This is a genomic window from Paenibacillus sp. T2-29 (assembly GCF_052921365.1).
The window spans coordinates 82,282-103,858 of record NZ_JBREVE010000008.1 but is presented as its reverse complement, the minus strand read 5'-3'; the positions used below and the strand labels follow the sequence as shown (position 1 = coordinate 103,858).

Below are 21,577 nucleotides of genomic sequence, written 5' to 3'. Positions count from 1 at the left end.
TGATATGCATGTAATATGTGTAAAATAGTGATAAATATTCATGAATCCTTTTTTCCGCCACAAGCAAAAACGAACACCTAATGGTGTTCGTCTCTAGTCATACATAACGCTATATGAACTTAATCAGAATGGGATCATTTTTTGAACTCGTAAAAATGTTCCTCCAGCATGCTCAAGGAAAGCTCGGCTGTAGTGGCTACCACGATATCTGCACCTTGCATTTGCGAAGGTGTTCCTACACCGACCGCGAACATCCCGGCACCCTTGATCGCCTGTATGCCTGCCTGTGCGTCTTCTATGCCGATACAGTCGGCAGGCTGAACGCCTAGATTCGCAGCTCCGGCGAGGAAAATTTCCGGGTCAGGTTTTCCATGCCGAATGGCAGTAACATCCACCACACTGTCAAAATAGTGTGCTAGCTCCAGCCGATCCAGTATAAACGTTGCATTTTTGCTCGCAGAGGCCAGCGCGATGCCAACTCGGGCTTCACGAAGCTCCTTCAAAAGCGCTTGAATGCCTGGCAGAACGTCTGCGGGAGTTAAAGCCGAGATGAGCCGCTGATACTCGGTGTTTTTTTGTATAGCCAGTTCTTGCTTGCCTTCTTCTGATAACGTATCGGACAGGTTACCGCGCGCCAGTATTTTATCAAGCGATTCCGTACGGCTGATTCCTTTTAACTGTTCATTAAATTCCCGATCAAAAGGGATGCTGAGCGCTGCCGCCAAGCTACCCCATGCCTGAAAATGATATTCGGCGGTATCTGTAATGACTCCGTCCAGATCAAAAATAACTGCTTTCATTTGCTTTCCCCCTGTCTGGTCCATTTATGAAGCACTGCTCGCCATTAACGACTGCCCACTGGTGATATGCGTTGGCTGTCCATACAGCTCCAGCGTCAGCGGTTCTCCGTCCAGCAGGGTAATGACTACTTCACCCTCCTGTACGAGAATACTTAGCAAGCGGCCGCGATAGTTGATTTTAAACGTATATTTGTTCCAGTCCTTCGGCAGAAAAGGGGAAAAGCTGAGTGTTTCATTATAGGTTCTCATCCCGGCAAATCCCTGTACAATCGCCAGCCAGCTTCCTGTCATGGAGGTGATATGAAGTCCGTCTTCGGTGTCATTATTATAGTTATCCAGATCCAGACGGGCCGTCCGTTTATACATTTCGACTGCCTTATCCTCCATTTTGAGTTCAGCGGCCAGTACGGCATGAATCGAAGGAGACAGACTGGATTCATGAACGGTCATTGGCTCGTAAAATGCAAAATTGCGTGCTTTTTCCTCCAGCGTGAACTGGTCTCCAAAGAAATAGAGCCCTTGCAGTACATCCGCTTGCTTAATGAAGCAGGAACGCAGAATTTTATCCCAAGACCATTTCTGATTAAGTGGCAGATTGCTAGGATGCAAAGTGGATACAGGCTGTAAATCCTTATCCATAAAGGTATCGTGCTGTACGAAGACGCCCCGCTCTTCATCATAAGGATAATACATGTTGTTGATGATATCTTGCCAATGTGCACGCTCATCAGCTGTTACGGCCAGGCGCTGCGATTTCTCAGTCGAAATTTGAGGCAAGACTGACAAAGTATATTTTAGAACCCATGCAGCCAGTGTATTGGTATACCAGTTGTTATTAACGTTATTTTCGTATTCGTTTGGCCCGGTAACCCCGTGGATCATATACTGCTGACGGCTCTTGGAGAAATGAACTCGATCGGCCCAGAAACGGCTAATTTCGACCAGTACGTCGATCCCGTAGTCATGCAGATAGGTCAAGTCCCCCGTATAATTGGTGTAATTGTAAATGGCATAGGCAATTGCACCGTTACGATGGATTTCTTCGAAGGTAATTTCCCATTCGTTATGGCATTCCACGCCTGTAAAAGTGACCATAGGATACAGTGCCCCGCGAAGCCCTTGCTGGGTTGCGTTATGCTTGGCACCCTCCAGATGTTGATGACGGTATAGCAGCAGATTTCGCGTTACCTCCGGATCGGCAAGCGCGAGGTACATAGGTACGGCATATGCTTCTGTATCCCAATAGGTGGCACCGCCATATTTTTCACCCGTAAAGCCCTTCGGTCCGATATTCAGACGGGCATCTTCACCGTAGTACGTAGAGAATAGCTGGAAAATGTTAAAGCGTATTCCCTGTTGAGCCTCCGTATCCCCCTCAATTTCAACATCTGCCTTGTCCCAGCGTCTGGCCCAAGCGTCGATATGCTCTTGCTTAAGAGAGGTGTAGCCTTTGTTGACAGCTTCCACGGCGATGCGTTCAGCTTGCGGAATCAATGCATCCTTTTCCATATCGCGTGAAGTGGTGACGGCTACAATTTTTTGCAGTTGGATACGGTCACCTGGCGAGACGTTGTATTGATAGTGGCGTGCAGCATACAAAAAGCTCTCTTCCGTCGTCTGCTCATCTTGTCCCTCGGTTACAATACCCATGGTTGCGTTTACGGTAAAGCGCGGAATACCGAAGGGATTATCTATCGTCGTTGTGGACAGGCTGATGAATTGCTCTTGAACCTCACGGGCTTCTTCCAGCCAAAATACCTCGTCATAGTTTGTGTCCTCATTTTTCGTATTGCCATCCAAATAAGGAACAAGCTCAATGCTTAAAGGCTGATCGCTTATATTTTCGACCTGATAATCAATCAGGCATAATTCACGTGTAGTAATGCTCAGAAAACGCTCTGTAGTGATACGAACCTGGTCGTTCACAGTACAAGCGCGCCGCAGGATTCCCTGCTTCATGTCCAGTTCCTGCACAAAATCGCTGATCTGTGCCGTAAATAAGTCCACTTCCTCTTGGTTTACAATCAGACGGATGCCGATGAAATTCATGGCATTGATGACCTTGCCAAAATATTCAGGATAGCCGTTCTTCCACCAGCCTACCTTTGTTTTGTCAGGGAACCATATACCGGAGATATACGTTCCTTGATGATGATCACCTGAATAAGTTTCTTCAAAATTGCCGCGCATGCCCATATAACCGTTGCCTATGGACGTTAAGCTTTCCTGTAATCGCATGTGTGTGCTATGTAGAGTGTGTGTTGTCAGCTTCCAACTATCTACGTCAAATAATCGGTTGTAAACCATGATTGTGTACCCCTCTCGGAAAATGAGATCGTTGTTTTAACGGAACCAATATATGAGCGAGTTCAGTATATAGTGCAACCGTTTGCCCTGTCAACGCAAAAAAACTGATTTTATGAATATCCATAAAATCAGTTCTTGTTCATTTCTTAGAGATTCATAGTGTCTGGCTTGATTTGCGCTCTACAATTCGGTGGGGAACAATGATGTGCTTGGTCAATTCTTTCGGGTCTTCAATTTTTTCGATCAGACTTTTGGCAGCCTGATAACCAAGGCTGAAGATATCAATATCCACGGAAGTAAGTGGGGGATTCATCAGCTCAGCCAGCATCAAGTTATTGAAGCTCACCATGGACAGCTGCTCTGGCATGGATACGCCTAACTGAGCAAGCATTTTCTGTACGGCCATGGCTACAAGGTCGTCGCTAACGATCATCGCAGTAGGCGGCGGGGTAGCCTGCAATAACGTGCGCATGTCCTCCAGATTAAAGGGCTCCCTGACCACGTATTCCTTCGGTAGAGGCAAGCCGGCTTCTCGTAGTGCGTCTTGGTAGCCTCGGAGTCTTTCAAGATTTACGATGTGTTCCTGATCACCGCCAACATAAGCAATGCGCTCATGGTTCAGCCCCGTCAAATAAGTGACCACATCCTTGGCAGCCTGGTAGTTATCGTTGTCTACATGGGTAGTTTCACTGACAAACTGCTGAGGCTTGCCGATGACGGTATAGGGAATTTTCTCTTTATGAAGATACTCCACGATGCTATCCTTTTGCTTGGAGTACAGGACAATGTAGCCGTCAACGCGTCCGGTCCGGGTCATTAGCTTTACGCGGGATAGCAATTCATCACTCGTTTTGCCTGTGACAATCGACAGTGTATAGTTGTGCTCGTTTACCCATTCGCTGATCCCGCGTAGGCTTTCCGGAAAGAAAGGATTCTGAAAGATCGCCACGTCCGATTCAGGCATAATAATGCCTATTGACTGTGTGACACGGTTAGCCAGGCTTTGAGCGGAATAGTTGGGTTCATAGCCAAGCGCCTTCATTTCTTTGCGAACGCGTGCTTTGGTGGCTTCGCTGATTTTGGGGCTGTCTTGAATGACACGGGATACGGTGGAAGTAGCAACTTTAGCACGTTTTGCGACATCTTTGATGGTTACTGCCATCGTCTTCGTCTCCTTTTGCTATCTCAAGCAGAAAATATTATGTTCTATCATACGATATTGCTCCAATTTCAACAAATTAGCGGCTTTTTCGAGTATTTCTATCAGCATTAACCAAGATATTTATAACTAGGGTATTGCCAATAGAAAGCGATATCATTATAATAATCGTGCAACCGATTGCATAATTTTCTTATTGAGCACTACCCATGCTATACATACTATAAGGGATGGAGACTGAACGAGCATGAAAAAACTTCTATCATTTGATTTTTGGCAAAAGCTTGGGAAGGCACTTCTTGTGGTTGTTGCTGTCATGCCAGCAGCCGGGATTATGATTTCACTTGGTAAAGTAGTGGCGATGTTGGCTGGCGATATTCATTTCTGGGTGACTGTCGGCGGGGTCATGGAGAATCTGGGTTGGGGTATTATCAACAACTTACACATCCTGTTTGCCGTGGCGATTGGTGGTTCCTGGGCTAAGGAACGGGCGGGCGGAGCTTTTGCGGCCTTAATTGCTTTTGTTCTCATCAATATATCAACAGGAACGATTTTGGGCGTATCCTCGAAGATGCTAACCCAGGAGGGAGCAACCACTCATACTCTTTTCGGTGCATCGATTCCGGTCAGTGGTTATTTCACCTCTATTTTGGGGGCTCCTGCACTCAATATGGGTGTGTTTGTCGGTATCATCTCCGGCTTTGTCGGGGCCGTGGTGTTTAATAAATACTATAATTATCGCAAGCTCCCCGATGCTCTAGCTTTTTTTAACGGTAAGCGCTTTGTTCCGTTTGTCGTGATTCTCTGGTCTGTGATCGTGAGTTTGATCATGTCTGCTGTCTGGCCATTTGTCCAAGGCGGGATTAACCAATTTGGCGTTTGGTTGGCGACTTCAGGAGAGTCAGCTCCTTTTATAGCGCCATTTGTCTATGGTACACTGGAGAGACTGTTGATTCCTTTTGGTCTTCATCATATGCTGACCGTTCCTATTAACTATACTCAACTTGGTGGCGTTTACACGGTACTCACGGGTTCTGGAGCAGGAAGTGTTGTTGCTGGGCAAGACCCGCTGTGGCTGGCTTGGGCTAGTGATCTCAGTGCGCTTCGTGGTACCGATCCGGCAGCCTACAACAGCTTGCTGGGAGGCGTGACGCCTGCCCGTTTCAAGGTAGGACAAATGATCGGCGGAGCGGGCATCCTTATGGGGCTGGCAGTAGCAATGTATCGCCGTGTAGACAAAGATAAACGCGGCAAGTACAAGTCGATGATTTTCTCTGCAGCAGCAGCCGTTTTTTTAACAGGGGTGACGGAGCCGCTGGAATTCATGTTTATGTTCGTGGCGCCTGTATTGTATGTGGTTTATGCTATTCTTACCGGTATTGCTTTCGGAATGGCTGATATTATACATTTGCGTTTACATTCGTTTGGTATGATTGAGCTGCTGACTCGCTTGCCATTGTCTATAAATGCAGGGTTGGTGCAGGATATCATTAACTTTGTGCTGACTTGTGTAGTGTTTGCGGTAGCAACCTACTTTATCGCTTATTTTATGATCGGCAAATTCAAAATGGCTACGCCAGGAAGACTGGGGAATTATACAGATGAAGAGCCTCAAGCGACTTCCGAGGCAGAGAGTACAAAAGCCGATGGTTTGGCAGCGGTTTCAACTAAAAATCAATTGGCTGCGGATATCATCAAGACACTTGGGGGTGAGCAGAACATTGTCGAGGTGGATGCTTGCATGACCCGACTGCGTGTAACGGTGAAGGATACAGAAGCCGTCGGGGATGAAAAGACGTGGAAAGCGTTAGGCGCCTTGGGCTTAATTAAAGTAGATAATGGGGTACAGGCGGTTTACGGACCAAAGGCCGATGTGCTTAAATCAGATATACAAGACATACTCAATAGGTGATTAGCTTGAAATTATTAACCTTAAATGCACATGCTTGGATGGAAGAAAACCAACACGATAAGCTGAGGCAATTGGCTGCTTTTATTGATGAACAGCAGTTTGATGTCATTGCTTTGCAGGAAGTCAACCAGTCCCTGGAAGAGACTCCGTTGACACCGGACGATTTGGGCGCGTACTATAGTGCAGATCCTGAAGTTGTCATTAAACGCGATAACTATGCTTATGTGCTGAACGGTCTATTGTCCGATGCTTATCACTGGACGTGGGCTCCCGCGCATATTGGTTTTGCCAAATATGACGAGGGTTTGGCGATTCTGTCCAAAACACCGATTACAGCGACGGTGAACGAATATATTTCCTCAATGCAGGATTATGACAACTACCGCTCGCGTAAAATTGTAGGCATTCAGACTGTGGTGGACGGAGTACAGGCCTGGTTTGTCAGTGGGCATTATAACTGGTGGAATGATGAGGAATCCTTCCGCGGACTATGGGATCGTACAACCGAAGTGCTCGATCCTTTAGCTCCGGCTCCTGTATTTGTGATGGGGGATTTCAACAACGCGGCTGAAGTGCGCGGAGAGGGATACGACTATGTAATGCAATCCGGTTGGTCAGACACCTATTCGAACGCTACAGTACGTGATGCAGGACACACAGTTATCAAAGCTATTGCTGGCTGGGAAAGTAATGCGGAGCCGCTTCGTATTGACTATATTTTCTCCAGTAAGGCAGCACAGGTTCAATCCTCAGCAGTTGTACTGAATGGGAAAACAGGACCGGTTGTATCCGATCATTTCGGCGTTGCAGTCGAGTTGGAACTGTGATGAACACACAAAGGAGGCCATTTGCTTATGCAATTGGCCTTTTTCTTACGGATTTCGATTTTAATCGAATGGTATATTGAATAACAATCGCAATCAATACCAACATCATATTGTAATAAAAGGGAGTATTGATGCTAAAACAGTCCATGAGCGCGCCTGCAATGATTGGAGACACAATGGCCCCCAATTCGGACAAAGATACGACGTTGCCGATAAATGAGCTTCTATTTTCTTCAGGAATAACATCCCCTAGCTGCGAGTAAAAGGAATCCAGATAGCTGGCTCCTCCTATACCTCCGATGAACATCCCCAAGTATACGATCCACGGTTCTGTGAACCATAAAAATAAGATAATTTCCATCATGATTAATAATAGACCGATAATACATAGCAGCAAGCGATCCTTGAGCATATCAGATATTTTACCAATAAAGGGTGCTGATACAAAGGTAGATATGCCGATGATTGTAAAAGCTAAGCTGATTTCTGCTGGACTCCAATGGAGCTTGTAGGTTGCATACACAGAGAAGTATGTTAAAAATATAGCAAATGCACTCATTTCAAGGAAATGAACGGTGGAATAAAGCAGCAACTGTTTTGTTAATATGATTCTTCTTTGCGGTTTTTGAAGGGGGGGATGCTGTTGCTGTGGCTTTAAGGGAGAATTAGCGAAAGTCATTCTTGAAACGGCAATGAAGGATATACATGCAAAAATAGCAACGAAGTAAAACGGTACGGATAAAGAAAAATAGGAAACAATGACTCCACTTATAAGAGGGCCTACAATCATACCGGCACCTTCACTGCTGCTAATATATCCATTTAGTGTGCCTCGATTCTCTGCGGTGCTCATGTGATTGACCGTGACTCTTACAAAGACGGTTAGCCCTATAGCCATCAAGCCTTGAAGAAGTCTCAGTATGGATAGAATGATGAAGCTTGTTGCAATCGGAAACAGGAGCATACAAGCGATTTCAGCGATGAGTAAGCCTAACCCCAAGCGTTTTGCGCCTATCTTTTCATAGATTCGTCCTGCCATGCCTCCGCCAAGAAATCTTCCCACATAAAACAAAGAAAATAAAATGCTCATGCCAAGTGTAGATACCCCGAATTGCTCTACATAAATAGCAAAGAGTGGAAGGATCATACTTCCACTCATGTTAGCAATAAGGCTGATTACGATCATACAGGCAATATTACGATTTAAATATAAGTTTCTTACCATATCCTCGAAACCTCTCTTTGAGCTTGCATCATGGGGACCGTTTTTTTTCGATAACTCTTTATTATGAATGAACGGCTTCCATTCGAGCTAGTGGGTTCCTTCATAGGATACGCAGGCGTACTCCACGCTGTGCCTAAATCCCAGTGCAATTTTGGAGGTGTGACACGTATGGCAAGGGAGTGGTGTAGCCTTTAAGCAGGGAAGCCGCCTCCTGGGGGTGGCCAAGCTCCATAAATCCGGCGCAGCAGTACGATTTCACCCAAATGATAGGAATTGTGGGAAGCGATATTCCGCAGCAATCCCGCTTTTGTTTCCCCTGGGAAATGAGCCAGTAATTCATCCAGTTGCGTGGTTTCAGCAATTTGCACAGCCCGATCTACGCCCTGTAAAAATTCAGTAATGACAGCCTGCCATGCCTCTTCGCTTTGCGGTCCAGTTTCTTCGGTCCAGCTTTCCATGACATTGCCTGGAAGCTGGGGTTTCCGTCCTTCCAAATGCTCCAGCATAAATTGCTGCCAGTAAATCATATGCTTCAGCAGTTGATAAATGCTGTAGGGCATTTCCGCGTTTTTCTTCCCTGCCAGCTCAACGTCAATGTCTGGCAAAGCCCGAGCCACGCGAATATGCCCACGATCCCCGACCAGTGATTTAACCAGTGCTTGAGCGAATAATTGGTTGGCATCCGACATGTATAATCATCCCTTCTATGGAGAGCTTGTTTCTTGCTTAGTCTTATTTAGCAATTATACAATTATATTTTTCGAAATGGAAATAAATGCGTGGTCTAAAGTAAAGGGCAGAAATCATTTTAATAAAGTAGTTGATAATTGTTATCAATTAAATTACAATAATATTGTTTCAAGAGAAACAATAAAAGACATTTGTATGTGTTGTTTAATATATACGGAAATGTTAAGGGGAGCTTTCCGTATATGTATATTGTTTCTTTAGAAACAATTAGGTGGTGGAAATAAAGTTTTTAAATAAGGGGTGCGAACATGGATTACGAAGTGATTGTAGTAGGCGGCGGACCTGTTGGGATGTGGTTAGCTGCTGAGTTGGCATTGGCGAGGGTAAGCGTATGTGTAATTGAACGTTTAGAGGAGCCTATTCGCCAGTCGCGTGCGCTTACGCTACATCCACGGACGCTTGAGATGTTTGATATGCGTGGATTAAAGGAGCGGTTTATGAAGCGCGGCAGACCTATACGTACGGGTCACTTTTCAATGCTGAATACCCGCTTGGACTTTTCTGTGCTTGATAGTTCTTCCAATTATACGTTGTTTATTCCACAGGTGATTACAGAGCAAGTGATCGAGGAGCATGCGCTCAAGCTGGGAGTTGTCGTTCACCGTGGTATGGAAGTGGTATCTGTGCGAGAGCAAGAGCAGGGCGTAGAGGTGGTTAGTGTATGTGCATCTGGAGCACAAGCCAATGTATCGGTGATGACTGCTGCCTATGTCGTAGGAGCGGATGGGGCCGGGAGTATCGTGCGCAAACAAGCCGGGATTGCTTTTCCGGGCACGGATACTACTCTGACCGCTGTATTAGCGGATGTAGAGTTAGCCAATCCGCCTGAAAATGGCGTACATTCCGAATATAGTGAACGAGGTGGGGTGATGATTGCCCCTGTGTCTCCAGATATTTATCGGGTTATTTTGACTACACCTCGACTGATAAATGTCCCCAAAGACGTACCTGTGACGCTGGAAGAAGTGCGGACAGAACTGCGCGATCTGCTTGGTACAGATCTTGGCGTCACCAATCCTCGCTGGTTATCCCGATTCGGGAATGCAACGCGGCAAGCGCAGACATATCGAAAAGGGAGAATCCTGCTAGCAGGTGATGCTGCGCATATTCACTTCCCGGCAGGTGGACAGGGAATGAATGTTGGCTTGCAAGAGGCGGCGAATCTGGGATGGAAGCTGGCAGGAGTGATTCGTGGCTGGGCTCCAGACACGCTGCTGAATAGTTATCATGACGAACGTTATCCGGTTAATACGCAGTTTTTACGGAATACCGAGGTTCAGACTCGCTTATTGGATTTTACGCCTGCTGTATTGGCACACCGCCAATTACACGAGGAATGGTTCCGCCATCCGGAAATTAATCGGTCTATGGCAGAGCAGATTAGTGCACTGGATGTATGTTATCCAGCGGCTGGCAATATACCGCAGCATCCGCTGAACGGAAAACGGTTTGCGGATTTTGAATTGCAGTTGCCTGACGGAGTGACATCGTATGCTTACGATCTTCTTCATGAAGGCCGCTTTGTACTTCTCCATCTTGCACAGGATTCTAAGGTATCGAATGAGTTTCGCCATATCTCCCTTTCACATATTTCATATGTGGAGGCCATAGCCGAAGAATTGCCCGTTGGATGGAGAGGTGTGCATACGGTTTTCATCCGTCCCGATGGGTATATCGCCTGGGCCATTTCGGTGGAACAAACGGATATAGCGAGTGTTATTAAGGCTGGCATTGTCACGTTAATATAAAGGAAAAAGGTATGATCATGACCATATTGTTTCCTGTGAAACAAATGTGGGCTATAATGAAAGGAGGAGTATGCCAAAGGAGTGACTACTTGTTCGTATGGAGAAGGCGACATCGGTTCAGCATGTCTATGATTTGCTTATTAAGATGAATCACCAGCTGGAGCAGCATCAGCAGAGAGAGAGCATGACCTTTCTCGAAGAAATCCGCGAGCACTTTGACGGAATGACTTCGCTCAATATGACGGATGTGCACGTTATGGATTGTATTGGGAGGCATGAGCCGATCAATGTTACGACATTAGCGGAACGAATGGAGCTGAGCAAAGGTACCATTTCGAAAGTTAGCACCAAGCTGCTCAAGGAAGGCTGGATTCGCAGAACCCAGCTGAACGACAACAAGAAAGAAATTTATTTTCGGCTAACCCCGTTAGGGAAAAAGCTCTTTCTTGTACATGAGCGGCTGCATGCTAAGGTACAGCATCAATTATTTCAATTTTTAGATCGTTATAGCTCGGAAGAACTACATGTCTTGAAGCGTCTGCTGTCCGATGGCGTAGGTTTCTTGGAAGCTATGGAGTAGCAGAACAAGAATCTTAAACAAGAGACATTTAAATCATCGACAATGTGCACCTGTTTCATCTCTGTGTGATAGCCACATGGGGAGATGCAGGAGCTTTTCTTTTAATGCAATAGTCGTTTTGCTTCCATATAGAGCACCTGGACGAACTTTTTCGTATTAATGCGGGCTTGGGACAGTGAAGGCTCCACATTGTTTTGCAACTCCAGCATTTTTTTGCGGATTTCTGTAAAATCAAAAAATTTGGATGCATAATTTTCAAACTTAGGATGGGTATAGTCGGTCAATCCGAGCGATACTATATGGCTTAATGTCTGGAAAATGGCGCGGCGGACACGCTGCTCCGATGCCTTGATTTCCTTGCTCAACTCTATTGCTGAGGCCGAGTCTCCTAATCGTTTGGACGCTATATTCGCAAATATATCCTTTAGCGAGGGAAACAGATAGGGCGATAGATTGCCGGTTTCTTCCTCATATTGCTCCAAATATTCCAGCATATCCAGTAAATCCACACTTCCGGCTTCGCCGATCATTCCCATCTCGGAGAGCAGAAACTGCCCTGAACTGACAATGTTTCGGGTCGGTTCCAGTGTCGCTGATGGGCTATTCGATGTGAACATCGACAGTCCTTGCAGTGTGCGCTGGATATCTGTAATGGACTGTTGCATGCGCAGGCGTTCGGTCACCTTTTGGATAACTGCAATAATTTCCAGTCGATTCAAGGGCTTGGCAATATAATATTCAATACCTAGCGAGTATGCCTCACCGATCATGTTTTTGGATTCAATCCGAGAAATCATAATGATTTTTCCGCTAAATTGATCACCAAGTGCACGCACGGTCTGAATGCCGTCACGAAGCGGCATCAGCAGATCAATCAGTAACACATCAATTCGGTTCAACTCCAGCAGGCTGCTATTCACGTAGGAACCGTCCTCCGCTTCCCCAACGACCTCCCCTAAACCCTCGTCTTCAATAATGTCTGCCAGCATAGAACGAATCCCCTGATCGTCATCTACTATATAAAAACGCATCCGGGCTATCTTCCTTTCTCCGTCAGTTTCCGTAAAGGCAATATGACTCTAAAAGTGGTCTGTGATCTATCTGTGTGCTCATCTTCATTTTGTAGTAGTTCAAGCGTTCCATCAAGGCTCTCCGCGACTTCACGCACATAAAATAAACCCATGCCGGTCGAAGGCTGTCCTCCCTCATCATACTTGGTCGTGTATCCCGGTGTGAAGATCATTTCCCGTTTACGCTGAGGAATACCTGGACCGTTATCGGTGACACTAAAGGATATTATATCCTCTTGTCCCGGTAGAAAATGAATGGAAACGTCAATCCTTCCACTGTCCTTCATCGCTTCCACTGAATTGGATGTCAGGTTGTTAATCAGCGTGAGAACTGTATAAACATGCAGTTTAGGCAACAAAGGATCGAAATTCAGCGTGAAACGGATAGACTTGCCCAGCGATTGGGCGTATTTGCTGTTCGTTCGGACGATCAGCTCACCAAGTTCCTGTGAAGTCATATAATGCACGTCGCTTTCCGAATCAATGAGCTTGGACAAACCGGCAAAAATCCGCTGGCTGTCTTTTTTAATCTCATGAACCTGTCCGGAAATACGTAGCGCCTGTCTGGCGTAATGCTCTCTATCTTTCAGAGATTCATCCTGCTGCAGTTCACGGTAGAGTTCATAGCTTTCACGGGTAATCCGCTCTGCGTGCGACAGGGTTTTGCCTAACTGGACTGACTCCTCATACAAGTCCGATACCAGGAGTAAAATTCGCTCCGTCTGCTGTCTTTGTGCCTCTTCATGCTGAACAGATTGATTTAATCGAATCATGTTATAGAACCCAAGCACGAAGAAGCTGCGGATCATGGCCATAAAAGCCACTTTGCTGATCTTCATGATGTCCCAGAAATCGCCGTCAATGCTTCGCCGGACACTAAGTTCCGCCACACTTGCGGCAACCTCAATCCCCACCGAGAGGAGGCCTACGCGCAGTGCGCGGTAAGGCTCGGCATTAATGTTAAGGACCTGAAAGAGCAGGCCATAAACCATGTAATAAAAAAAGGTAGGTCCATGCAAGGTCACCAACGCTTCAAAGGAAGACCCGGGATGGAGATAATGATTGAGTGAAATGCGAAAAGCGACTACTGCGATCCCGACAAGCACACCCGATAGTGCAGGCGGAATTTGACGTATGGATAACAGAAAGAAAAAAAACACAGGCGTACCGAAGCTGAGACGAAATGTATTATCGAACGGGTGAATATTCAACTCACCTGCCAGTGGTACAAAGATAAGCATCAGCAGGAAAAGAAGGGTATTTAGCTTCATCCCAATTCACCTCCGGATATTTGTTTCAGAAAGGCAATGTAAGATAAATTCACAGGCTCAACATTAATGTTTGTGAATTTATAGAAAAAAACAAATACATGTGTAGATAACTGTCGGTTTTTATAGTTCGGATTGTAGTATAAATAACATCATTTGAATATTGAGAGCTGCATACTGCAAAAATATACAAACCAGCCAGGGGGGACATGAAGTGAAAAAGATTAATTTAACAATGCAAATCTTTATCGGTCTGGCTTTAGGTATTATTGTTGGTGCCTTATTTTACGGCAATTCAGGGGTGGAAGTCTACTTAAAGCCGATCGGTGATATTTTCATCCGCTTAATTAAGATGATTGTCGTACCTATTGTGATCTCAACGCTCATTATCGGTGTAGCCGGCGTCGGAGATATGAAGAAACTGGGGAAACTCGGCGGGAAGTCGATTCTGTACTTTGAAATTGTAACAACCATTGCGATCCTGTTTGGTCTGCTTGTTGCCAATCTGGTTCGACCCGGTGAGGGCGTGGACATGTCCCACCTGGCCAAAAGCGATATCCATTCCTATGTGGAGACTGCAGAAAAGTCTGGCCATAACTTTATAGATACAATTGTGCATATTGTACCTACCAATGTTATTCAAGCTCTGGGCGAAGGAGATATGCTGGCTATTATATTCTTCTCCGTGTTGTTTGGACTAGGAGTAGCTGCGATTGGTAACAAGGGCAAGCCTGTGCTGAACTTCTTTGAAGGTGTAGCCGACGCCATGTTCTGGGTAACCAATCAGGTTATGCGCTTGGCTCCGTTTGGCGTATTTGCACTGATTGGAACGACAGTGGCCAAGTTTGGATTAGCCTCGTTATGGCCGTTATTGAAGCTTGTCCTGTCAGTGTACGGCTCCATGTTACTGTTCATTGTGATTGTTTTTGGAATTATCGCCAAGCTTTGCGGTACCCGTCTCTGGACCATGGTTAAAATTTTGAAAAGTGAGCTGTTGCTTGCGTATTCGACGGCCAGCTCGGAAAGTGTCCTGCCTAAGATCATGGAGAAGATGGAGAAATTCGGATGTCCGAAGGGAATCACGTCCTTTGTCATTCCGATCGGATATTCTTTTAATCTGGACGGCTCCACTCTGTATCAGGCACTAGCTGCCATTTTTATTGCCCAAATGTATGGCATTGATATGCCGATCACGACCCAAATCACGCTTGTACTCGTACTGATTATTTCCTCCAAAGGGATTGCTGGTGTGCCGGGTGCTTCCTTTGTCGTGTTGCTCGCTACGCTGGGAGCAGTGAATATCCCGTTGGAAGGTCTGGCCTTTATCGCTGGTATTGATCGTATTCTGGATATGGCGCGTACGGTAGTCAATGTTTTAGGGAACTCGCTTGCGGCTGTAGTCATGTCCAAATGGGAAGGACAATATGATAAAGAAAAAGGCGAGGAATACGTTGCTTCAATTAAATAAGATACATTGACCCGTATAGTGGATAACAAGAGCACCTTTGCGAAGTAATGCAGAGGTGTTCTTGTTGTTTCCAGACTTGTTAACACACTTCCTTTTTCAACATTTTTCGATGTTTTTTGTATGGATATATAGGTATATGGGCATGAAAAATAAGCCTTAGTACCTATGTGATTATAGAATTATTTATAATGATTCTTAATAAAATACCGATATTAAATTATACCGTTTTATATATTGGCTTAGAAGGGAAGATCATGCATGTTTCTCAAGAAAAATGAGTCTCAATCACTTGCTCCTTTAGTAGAAGAAAGCCGCAAACTTTCACAGAGAATACAGCAAAAGGATTATGCTGCTGCAATACAGGTTCCCTTAGCATCTCCTGAGGTTCAAGAAATCGCAAACAATGTTAACCAAGCTATAGAGTCCATGAAAAATGATGCTCAGCATGTTGATATCCGTTTGAAGCTTGTTACCAAGGCGATAGAGATTGGATTATGGGACATGGAGGTCATTGCGGGTGATCCTGTCAATCCCAATAATACGTTCACATGGTCGGAAGAATTCCGTTCTATGCTGGGATATCAGAGCGAAAAGGAATTCCCCAATGTATTGGACAGCTGGTCATCTCGACTGCACCCCGAAGATTATGACAGGTCTTTGGCAGGATTGTCTGATCATTTGCTGGATTTTACGGGAAAGACGCCATATGACGTACAGTATCGTTTGAAGCTGAAGCATGGAGAATACCGCTGGTTCCGGGCTACCGGAACGACGATCCGCGACGATAAGGGAGTGCCGCTTCGGATTGCGGGCGCTCTGCTGGATGTGCACGATCAGAAGATTAAGTCGGAGGAGCTTCAGGCTCTAGTTACAAGATTTGATCTCATCAATCGTGTTTTGGTGGAGGCACCCTATGACGTCATTCTGGTGGATGGAGACATTGAGCACCCGGATAATGTATTTTGGTGGTCCCAGCAATTCCGCAACACCTTGGGCTTTACAGACGAGAAGGACTTTCCGAGTGTATTAAGCAGCTGGAGTTCGCGTATACATCCTGACGATGCCGAACATGCAGTTAAGGCTGTAGTCGATCATTTAAATGACTATTCAGATCGTACGCCATATGACATGGTATGTCGCTTACAAAGTAAAAATGGAGAATATCGCTGGTATCAAAACAGTGGAAGAAGCATACGCGATAGCAGAGGAGTACCTATTCGCATTGCCGGAACAATCCGTGATATCACAGTAGAAAAGGAAAAGCAGGCTGTGGCGGATGAGCTTACGCTCAAAATCCAGCATCTCTCTGATTCCATTACAGAAATGGTGAACGGTGTTAACTCGGTTAGTAACCAGGCACAGGAATTGGCTACGGCTCAAGAGCAATCGACAGAGGCAGCGAATCAAGCCAAAGTCAGTGCAGAAGAGACGCAAAACATTTCGAACTTCATTAAAGAGATTGCAAATCAAACGAATCTGCTGGGTCTGAATGCTGCAATCGAGGCATCGCGAGCAGGCGAGCAGGGACGTGGTTTTGCAGTCGTTGCAGATGAAGTGAGAAAACTGGCCATCCATAGCGCTGATGCGACCGGGAATATCGAGACCAGCCTGGATGAAATGAAAACACTCATTGAGCGAATTCTGCACAACATCGGGAACATGTCTACGCTGACACAAACACAAGCCGCGCTAACGCAGCAAGTGAATGCATCTACGGACGAGATCAACAGTATGTCCAAAGCTTTGTTGGATTTTGCGAGAACGATGTAAGACCTCGTGCTAATAACTAGGCCGAGCCATAGGCTCGGTCTCTTTACTGTTTTTGGCAGATGAACTATACTTTTTGAGGATTAACCTGAAAATGACCTCATAGTAACTTTACGTGGAAAAGAGGGAATGATTTGAGCCTACTTAGTTCAATATTGGTGGGAATTGTAGCTGTGGAGCACGTGTACATTTTAATATTAGAAATGTTTTTATGGACAACCCCGCGAGCGATGCGTACGTTCGGCACCTCCAAGGAACTGGCAGGAGTGACCAAACCTCTGGCAGCCAATCAGGGGCTGTATAACGGATTTCTGGCTGCTGGATTGGTGTGGGGCTTGTTCTATCCCGATCCTGTGATCGGGCGGCAAATCCAATTATTTTTTGTCATTTGTGTGGTAGTGGCTGCGTTGTATGGTGCATTAACTGCCAATAAATCTATTTTACTAAAGCAAGGCTTGCCTGCCATTCTGGCATTAATCAGTTTGCTGGTCTTCTAAATGACACTCTTAACGGGTGTCTTTTTTGCTCATTCGATCACATTTCGTTCACTAAAATGGGCATGGGACAAGGATAGCAGCGATACCGGCGAGCTGAAAGAAATTAGTCCCGGCCATTATGTGGCGTACCCGGTTGGCCGTTAGGTTAAGATCGATTGTACGGTGTACATAACCCATAGGAGGTAAAAAATGATGACTGAATCGACGAAAAGAGTACGTATTTCCCAGTGGGACGCGCTCATGCTGGAATCTTTACGTTCATTAGGCTGGTCCCATGAGGAACTCATCCATCGGGCGCAGCAAAATGAGCTGCCAACGGACGGACAGTTTGATTATACGGAACTGGCCACCGGGCTGGCGTCCAAAGAGCCGGAGGTGTTTGTCAACGCGGTAACAGACGGGTATCAGATCAAATATAATACGATCCGTGGCATTCGCTCGTGGATTGCCGTGGCGCTCGGGCGTGAGCCTGAGCTGTCTCTGGAAGAAGGAAGCGAAGCTGTAACATCCGAACTGACGCAGGCTGAGTATGATCGGCTGGAGCAGGTGCTGTCGTTAGGCTGGATCATTCAGGAAGCACGTCCCGCGACTGGCGATACTGCAGGATTATACCGAATTGTGCCTGCTGCACAGACGAATTAAATCGTGGGGAGGGAGTAACCCACTTTACCAGAAATTGAAACGGGCTGGCCAGGGAGGCCAGCTAGTTTTTTAATGCAATTCTTCTTCATCATTTTCATACTTGAGAAGATACGGTTACGGCTTGGTGCCTCATTCACAACCTTTCCATTTTTCCTCATACGGATATCATCGATTGAAATGATTAGAAAGGTTACATTTTTCACCATATATGACCGATAAAAGTATAGTAGTATTTATATTTTATGGAAAATGAGGAAAGGGGATATTTTAAAACTGATGAGTGAACAAGAAATACATAGGAGTGAATGTGGAGGTGGGACGATCGTCGCTGAACCGAACGCAGTTTCACCACGTCCACAAAGAATTGTTTTGACCCTGGTTGCAGGATTGGCTTTCTTGATCTTTAGTTTCTTCCTTTCTCTAATCACAGGTATATTCCCTATCAGCTATGCGGAGTTATGGGAAGTTTTGTTTTCTTCCAATCCCGATCCCATATTAAAGGAAGTTGTATACCAAACTCGTATGCCATTTGTCTTGGATATGTTGTTGCTAGGAGGATGTCTGGCCGTATCAGGAACTCTCTTACAATTACGAACAGCTAATCGGTTTGCATCACCCACCTTAACCGGACTTATGCCTGGGGCAATGACGGGGCTAGGTGTTGTCCTTTTACTTGGAATGAACATAGATTCCTTTGGCAGTATGGCCCTTTGTATTGCAGGAGCAGTGTTTGGGGGATTCATTGTATTTACATTGAATAAAATCCATTTCATTCGTGGACGGTCTGCGGGAATTCATTTATTCATGATTGGTTTCATTATTGATGTTGCCCTTCGTTCAATCTCTGGGTTTATTGTGCTACTTGGAGAAAATCAGCAAGAGTGGGCAATTTCTGTGGGAGGATGGGGGATAAGGGAAGGATCATTCACGTTTTGGCTTGCCTTGGTTACACTTCTCGTTGCAGGATCTGTCTTCGCATTCCCCAAGCAGCTTAGACCACTGTACATTCCCTTTGCAATGGTGTTGACCGCCGCTACGGTGTGGGCGTGTGGTGCCATCGGATATATAGGACTTATTGTGCCTTATTTCATGCGTTGTATGATAGGAAACCGTCCGCGGCTTCTCATTTTGGGCTCCATCCTTTGGGGGGGAGGCCTATTAATGCTGGCCAAAGTCATTTCCGCTAGAATCAACGAGCCGGTTGGGTTGCCCTTAACCCCGGTGCTGGCCTGCGTTGGCATACCCTTCTTGGTCTTTATGGTGCGGGGAGAATGGAAAAGAAGCTCTCTGCTTGAGAAGTACTAGATTATCAAACGTAATATTTACCGGACAGCTAGACTGTTATCATACTGCTCTGCCAGCTCATCATACTCTCTTTTTTATGCTATATTTTATACATTAATAAAATAATCAGAGGGTTGAGGTGCAGCATGACATCAATGACTATTGTCGATCCATCCGTCAAACCAGGATTAACAGCTTTTCAGGCAAGTGCTGAAGATCAGGCTGAGGTTCACGAATTAATTTTAAAGACGGCTAGATGGCTGCACAGCAAGGGCTCCACGCAATGGGGCAAATTACTAAAAGGAGAAGATGATCACAATCTGGGCGGCGCTATTGCACGCGGAGAAGTGGTTATTTTCCGAACGTCAGTGGATCATCGATTGGCAGGTGCAGTAATTTTGCAGCAGCAGCCCAGTGCTTGGGATAGTAGATTGTGGGGATTAGAGGAGACAGATTCTGAGGAAGGAACTTCCGTATATCTGCATCGTTTGGTTGTAGATCGAGATAATAGTGGGAAGGGACTGGGCCGTGAGCTCATGCAGTGGATTGAGCAAGGCATCCGTTTTGCAGGCAAGGATCGAATCCGTCTAGATTGTATTGCGGGCAATGACAAGCTTAGCGGGTTTTACAAACAATGCGGCTATACTTATATGGGCGAAACGAATGGCTATAACACTTTTGAAAAGATGCTAATAAAGTCATAGAAAAACGAATCCTAATTGAAGGAATACAAAAGAAGGAAGCAGGTGATCTGCATTCTTCTTTTTTTGTTGTGCAGACCTTTACGTCCTCGTGATGTCTTTCTTCTGGGTTGCTGTCATATTAGAGCCACTCAAAAGAAAAAAAATTATATAAAAATGAAAATGGGGATATCGCGCTTTCTCCTTCTACATATGATGATAGGGAAAGTTTTGTAAGCGCTTCAAAAAAGGGTGATATACAACCATGCGAAGCTACAGGAGGCGGTTAAGGTGGACAATTACATGAGCTGGATAAAGATTGGATTTTTCCTCAGCGTTCTGTTTTTACTTGCAGCAGCATGCAGCACTTCCCCCAAGATAGAGAACACGGCTGGGCAAAAAGTGCGGCTTACGATGCAGGTTTGGGGTAATCCTGCGGAGGTGAAGGTGTATCAGCGTGCACTGGATGCATTTGAAAAAGAGAATCCGAATATCGAGGTTAAGCTGGTACCTGTACCAGGAGACCAATATGAGCAAAAGCTGTTGACACAGCTACAGGGAAGCCGCGGACCAGATGTCTTTTATTCCTATGAATCGACGATGGCGCGTTTGATCGGAGCAAAGCAGGTACAGCCTTTGGGTGAATTTTTAAAAAGTGACGCAAGTGACGTGAAGGCAGAGGATTTCCCCGAAGGATTATGGGGCCCGGCTAAGCGTGATGGGGAAATCTATGGGGTTACTCCCGATTCGAACCCGATGGTCATGTACTACAACAAAAAGGTATTTAAGGAAGCAGGCGTGAAGACACCGCAGGAATACTATGATGAGGGCAAGTGGAACTGGGACGCCTTTGAGGAGGTTACATCTAAGCTGAAGGCCGCTGGAAAGCAGGGCTATATTGCGGAAAACTGGTGGGCTCACTGGTATTCATGGGTGTGGTCGAATGGTGGCCGGATCTTTGATGAACAAGGCAAATATGTGCTGGACCACAATGAAAAGGGTAAGGAAGCCTTCGCTTTCATGCACGATATGGTGAAAAAGGGAAATGCGGTATACCTTGGTTCGCTTCCGAAAGGGCAGGGGGCAGATGCCATGTTCATGTCCAACCAGGTCGGCATGCTGGCGGCGGGAAGATGGCTGGAGCCTTTGTTTAGCCAAAATAAAAGCCTTGACTTTGATTATATCTACTGGCCCTCCAACACTGGTAAAAATGAGCCTGTCGCCATCCCGGTTGCATATGTAGCTGTAAACAAAAATAGTCCGCATGTGCAAGAGGCCATGAAGCTGGCAGCCTTCTATGTCTCTGTGAAAGGGCAGGAGGAGCGGTTGGTTGAAGGTGGCAATGCCATGGGTACGCTTGCTGCCGCAGACGAGAGCATCATGAAAAAGGCGACGATTGAGCACTCAGGCTATCTGACTGAGGGACGAGATAAAGGGCATGCTTATGGTTCTGCATTGGCGTATGATGCACAGGTGCCGGGGTTGAACTCCGATATCACGGAAACCATTGACCTGATGTTCCTGGGCAAGCAGGATGCTGCGACAACCATTGAAAAGTTGAATCAGATCATATCCAAGGCGGTCAAGTAAACA

19 protein-coding genes are annotated in these 21,577 nt (G+C 45.8%); 12 read left to right on the top strand and 7 right to left on the bottom strand.

The annotated features are described in order from the left end of the window. Positions 1-134 precede the first annotated feature (134 nt). From pgmB to ACU1JV_RS20455, 3 genes are all read right to left on the bottom strand, one after another. Positions 135-800, bottom strand: a complete 666-nt coding sequence (gene pgmB, locus ACU1JV_RS20465; RefSeq protein ID WP_413987333.1) for a beta-phosphoglucomutase — start codon at positions 798-800, stop codon at positions 135-137. 24 nt (positions 801-824) lie between these two features. Continuing rightward, positions 825-3,107 carry a glycoside hydrolase family 65 protein gene (locus ACU1JV_RS20460; protein ID WP_413987334.1) on the bottom strand — a complete coding sequence of 761 codons (2,283 nt, stop codon included), beginning with the start codon at positions 3,105-3,107 and terminating at the stop codon, positions 825-827. 154 nt (positions 3,108-3,261) lie between these two features. Further along, a complete protein-coding gene (locus ACU1JV_RS20455; RefSeq protein WP_013368935.1) occupies positions 3,262-4,269 on the bottom strand; it encodes a LacI family DNA-binding transcriptional regulator in 1,008 nt (335 codons plus the stop codon). Positions 4,270-4,513: 244 nt separating this feature from the next. Here ACU1JV_RS20455 and ACU1JV_RS20450 point away from each other — a divergent pair, with 244 nt between their 5' ends. Both ACU1JV_RS20450 and ACU1JV_RS20445 read left to right on the top strand, forming a co-directional pair. After that, positions 4,514-6,178: a PTS transporter subunit IIBC gene (locus tag ACU1JV_RS20450; RefSeq protein ID WP_025674323.1), complete on the top strand. Its 1,665-nt coding sequence runs from the start codon at positions 4,514-4,516 to the stop codon at positions 6,176-6,178. A 5-nt stretch (positions 6,179-6,183) separates the two neighbouring features. Beyond that, a complete protein-coding gene (locus ACU1JV_RS20445; RefSeq protein ID WP_413987335.1) occupies positions 6,184-7,005 on the top strand; it encodes an endonuclease/exonuclease/phosphatase family protein in 822 nt (273 codons plus the stop codon). A 25-nt stretch (positions 7,006-7,030) separates the two neighbouring features. Here ACU1JV_RS20445 and ACU1JV_RS20440 read toward each other — a convergent pair whose 3' ends face one another. Together ACU1JV_RS20440 and ACU1JV_RS20435 are read right to left on the bottom strand one after the other, a co-directional pair. Next, positions 7,031-8,299, bottom strand: a complete 1,269-nt coding sequence (locus tag ACU1JV_RS20440) for an MFS transporter (protein ID WP_413987530.1) — start codon at positions 8,297-8,299, stop codon at positions 7,031-7,033. 122 nt (positions 8,300-8,421) lie between these two features. Continuing rightward, positions 8,422-8,919, bottom strand: a complete 498-nt coding sequence (locus ACU1JV_RS20435; protein WP_337684069.1) for a DinB family protein — start codon at positions 8,917-8,919, stop codon at positions 8,422-8,424. A 309-nt stretch (positions 8,920-9,228) separates the two neighbouring features. Between ACU1JV_RS20435 and ACU1JV_RS20430 the strand changes: the two genes are divergently transcribed. Both ACU1JV_RS20430 and ACU1JV_RS20425 read left to right on the top strand, forming a co-directional pair. After that, the gene (locus ACU1JV_RS20430; RefSeq protein ID WP_337684070.1) at positions 9,229-10,728 is read left to right on the top strand and encodes a monooxygenase; all 1,500 of its coding nucleotides are present in this window, start codon (positions 9,229-9,231) and stop codon (positions 10,726-10,728) included. Between the two features lie 97 nt (positions 10,729-10,825). Continuing rightward, a complete protein-coding gene (locus ACU1JV_RS20425) occupies positions 10,826-11,308 on the top strand; it encodes a MarR family transcriptional regulator (protein WP_013368941.1) in 483 nt (160 codons plus the stop codon). Between the two features lie 101 nt (positions 11,309-11,409). On the opposite strand, the gene ACU1JV_RS20420 is transcribed toward ACU1JV_RS20425, so the two are convergent. Together ACU1JV_RS20420 and ACU1JV_RS20415 are read right to left on the bottom strand one after the other, a co-directional pair. Beyond that, a complete protein-coding gene (locus tag ACU1JV_RS20420) occupies positions 11,410-12,339 on the bottom strand; it encodes a response regulator (protein ID WP_013368942.1) in 930 nt (309 codons plus the stop codon). Positions 12,340-12,344: 5 nt separating this feature from the next. Beyond that, complete coding sequence (locus ACU1JV_RS20415) at positions 12,345-13,649, bottom strand: sensor histidine kinase (protein ID WP_040102352.1); 1,305 nt, start codon at positions 13,647-13,649, stop codon at positions 12,345-12,347. 211 nt (positions 13,650-13,860) lie between these two features. On the opposite strand from ACU1JV_RS20415, the gene ACU1JV_RS20410 reads away from it, so the two are divergent. The 8 genes from ACU1JV_RS20410 (at position 13,861) to ACU1JV_RS20375 (ending at position 21,574) form a co-directional block, all read left to right on the top strand. After that, entirely contained in the window at positions 13,861-15,114 is a 1,254-nt protein-coding gene (locus ACU1JV_RS20410) for a cation:dicarboxylate symporter family transporter (protein WP_013368944.1), read from the top strand. Between the two features lie 258 nt (positions 15,115-15,372). Beyond that, complete coding sequence (locus ACU1JV_RS20405; protein WP_413987336.1) at positions 15,373-16,884, top strand: methyl-accepting chemotaxis protein; 1,512 nt, start codon at positions 15,373-15,375, stop codon at positions 16,882-16,884. 131 nt (positions 16,885-17,015) lie between these two features. Further along, positions 17,016-17,378 (top strand): DUF1304 domain-containing protein, encoded by a 363-nt coding sequence (locus ACU1JV_RS20400; RefSeq protein ID WP_058831160.1) that lies wholly within the window; start codon positions 17,016-17,018, stop codon positions 17,376-17,378. After that, a complete protein-coding gene (locus ACU1JV_RS20395; RefSeq protein ID WP_013368947.1) occupies positions 17,379-17,522 on the top strand; it encodes a hypothetical protein in 144 nt (47 codons plus the stop codon). A gap of 48 nt (positions 17,523-17,570) precedes the next feature. Next, on the top strand, positions 17,571-18,020 hold the full coding sequence (locus ACU1JV_RS20390; RefSeq protein ID WP_337684073.1) for a hypothetical protein: 450 nt from the start codon (positions 17,571-17,573) through the stop codon (positions 18,018-18,020). Between the two features lie 276 nt (positions 18,021-18,296). Next, complete coding sequence (locus ACU1JV_RS20385) at positions 18,297-19,325, top strand: iron ABC transporter permease (RefSeq protein ID WP_165083255.1); 1,029 nt, start codon at positions 18,297-18,299, stop codon at positions 19,323-19,325. A 125-nt stretch (positions 19,326-19,450) separates the two neighbouring features. Then, a complete protein-coding gene (locus ACU1JV_RS20380; protein ID WP_165083253.1) occupies positions 19,451-20,008 on the top strand; it encodes a GNAT family N-acetyltransferase in 558 nt (185 codons plus the stop codon). Between the two features lie 267 nt (positions 20,009-20,275). Beyond that, positions 20,276-21,574, top strand: a complete 1,299-nt coding sequence (locus ACU1JV_RS20375) for an ABC transporter substrate-binding protein (RefSeq protein ID WP_413987337.1) — start codon at positions 20,276-20,278, stop codon at positions 21,572-21,574. The last annotated feature ends 3 nt before the right edge of the window (positions 21,575-21,577 follow it).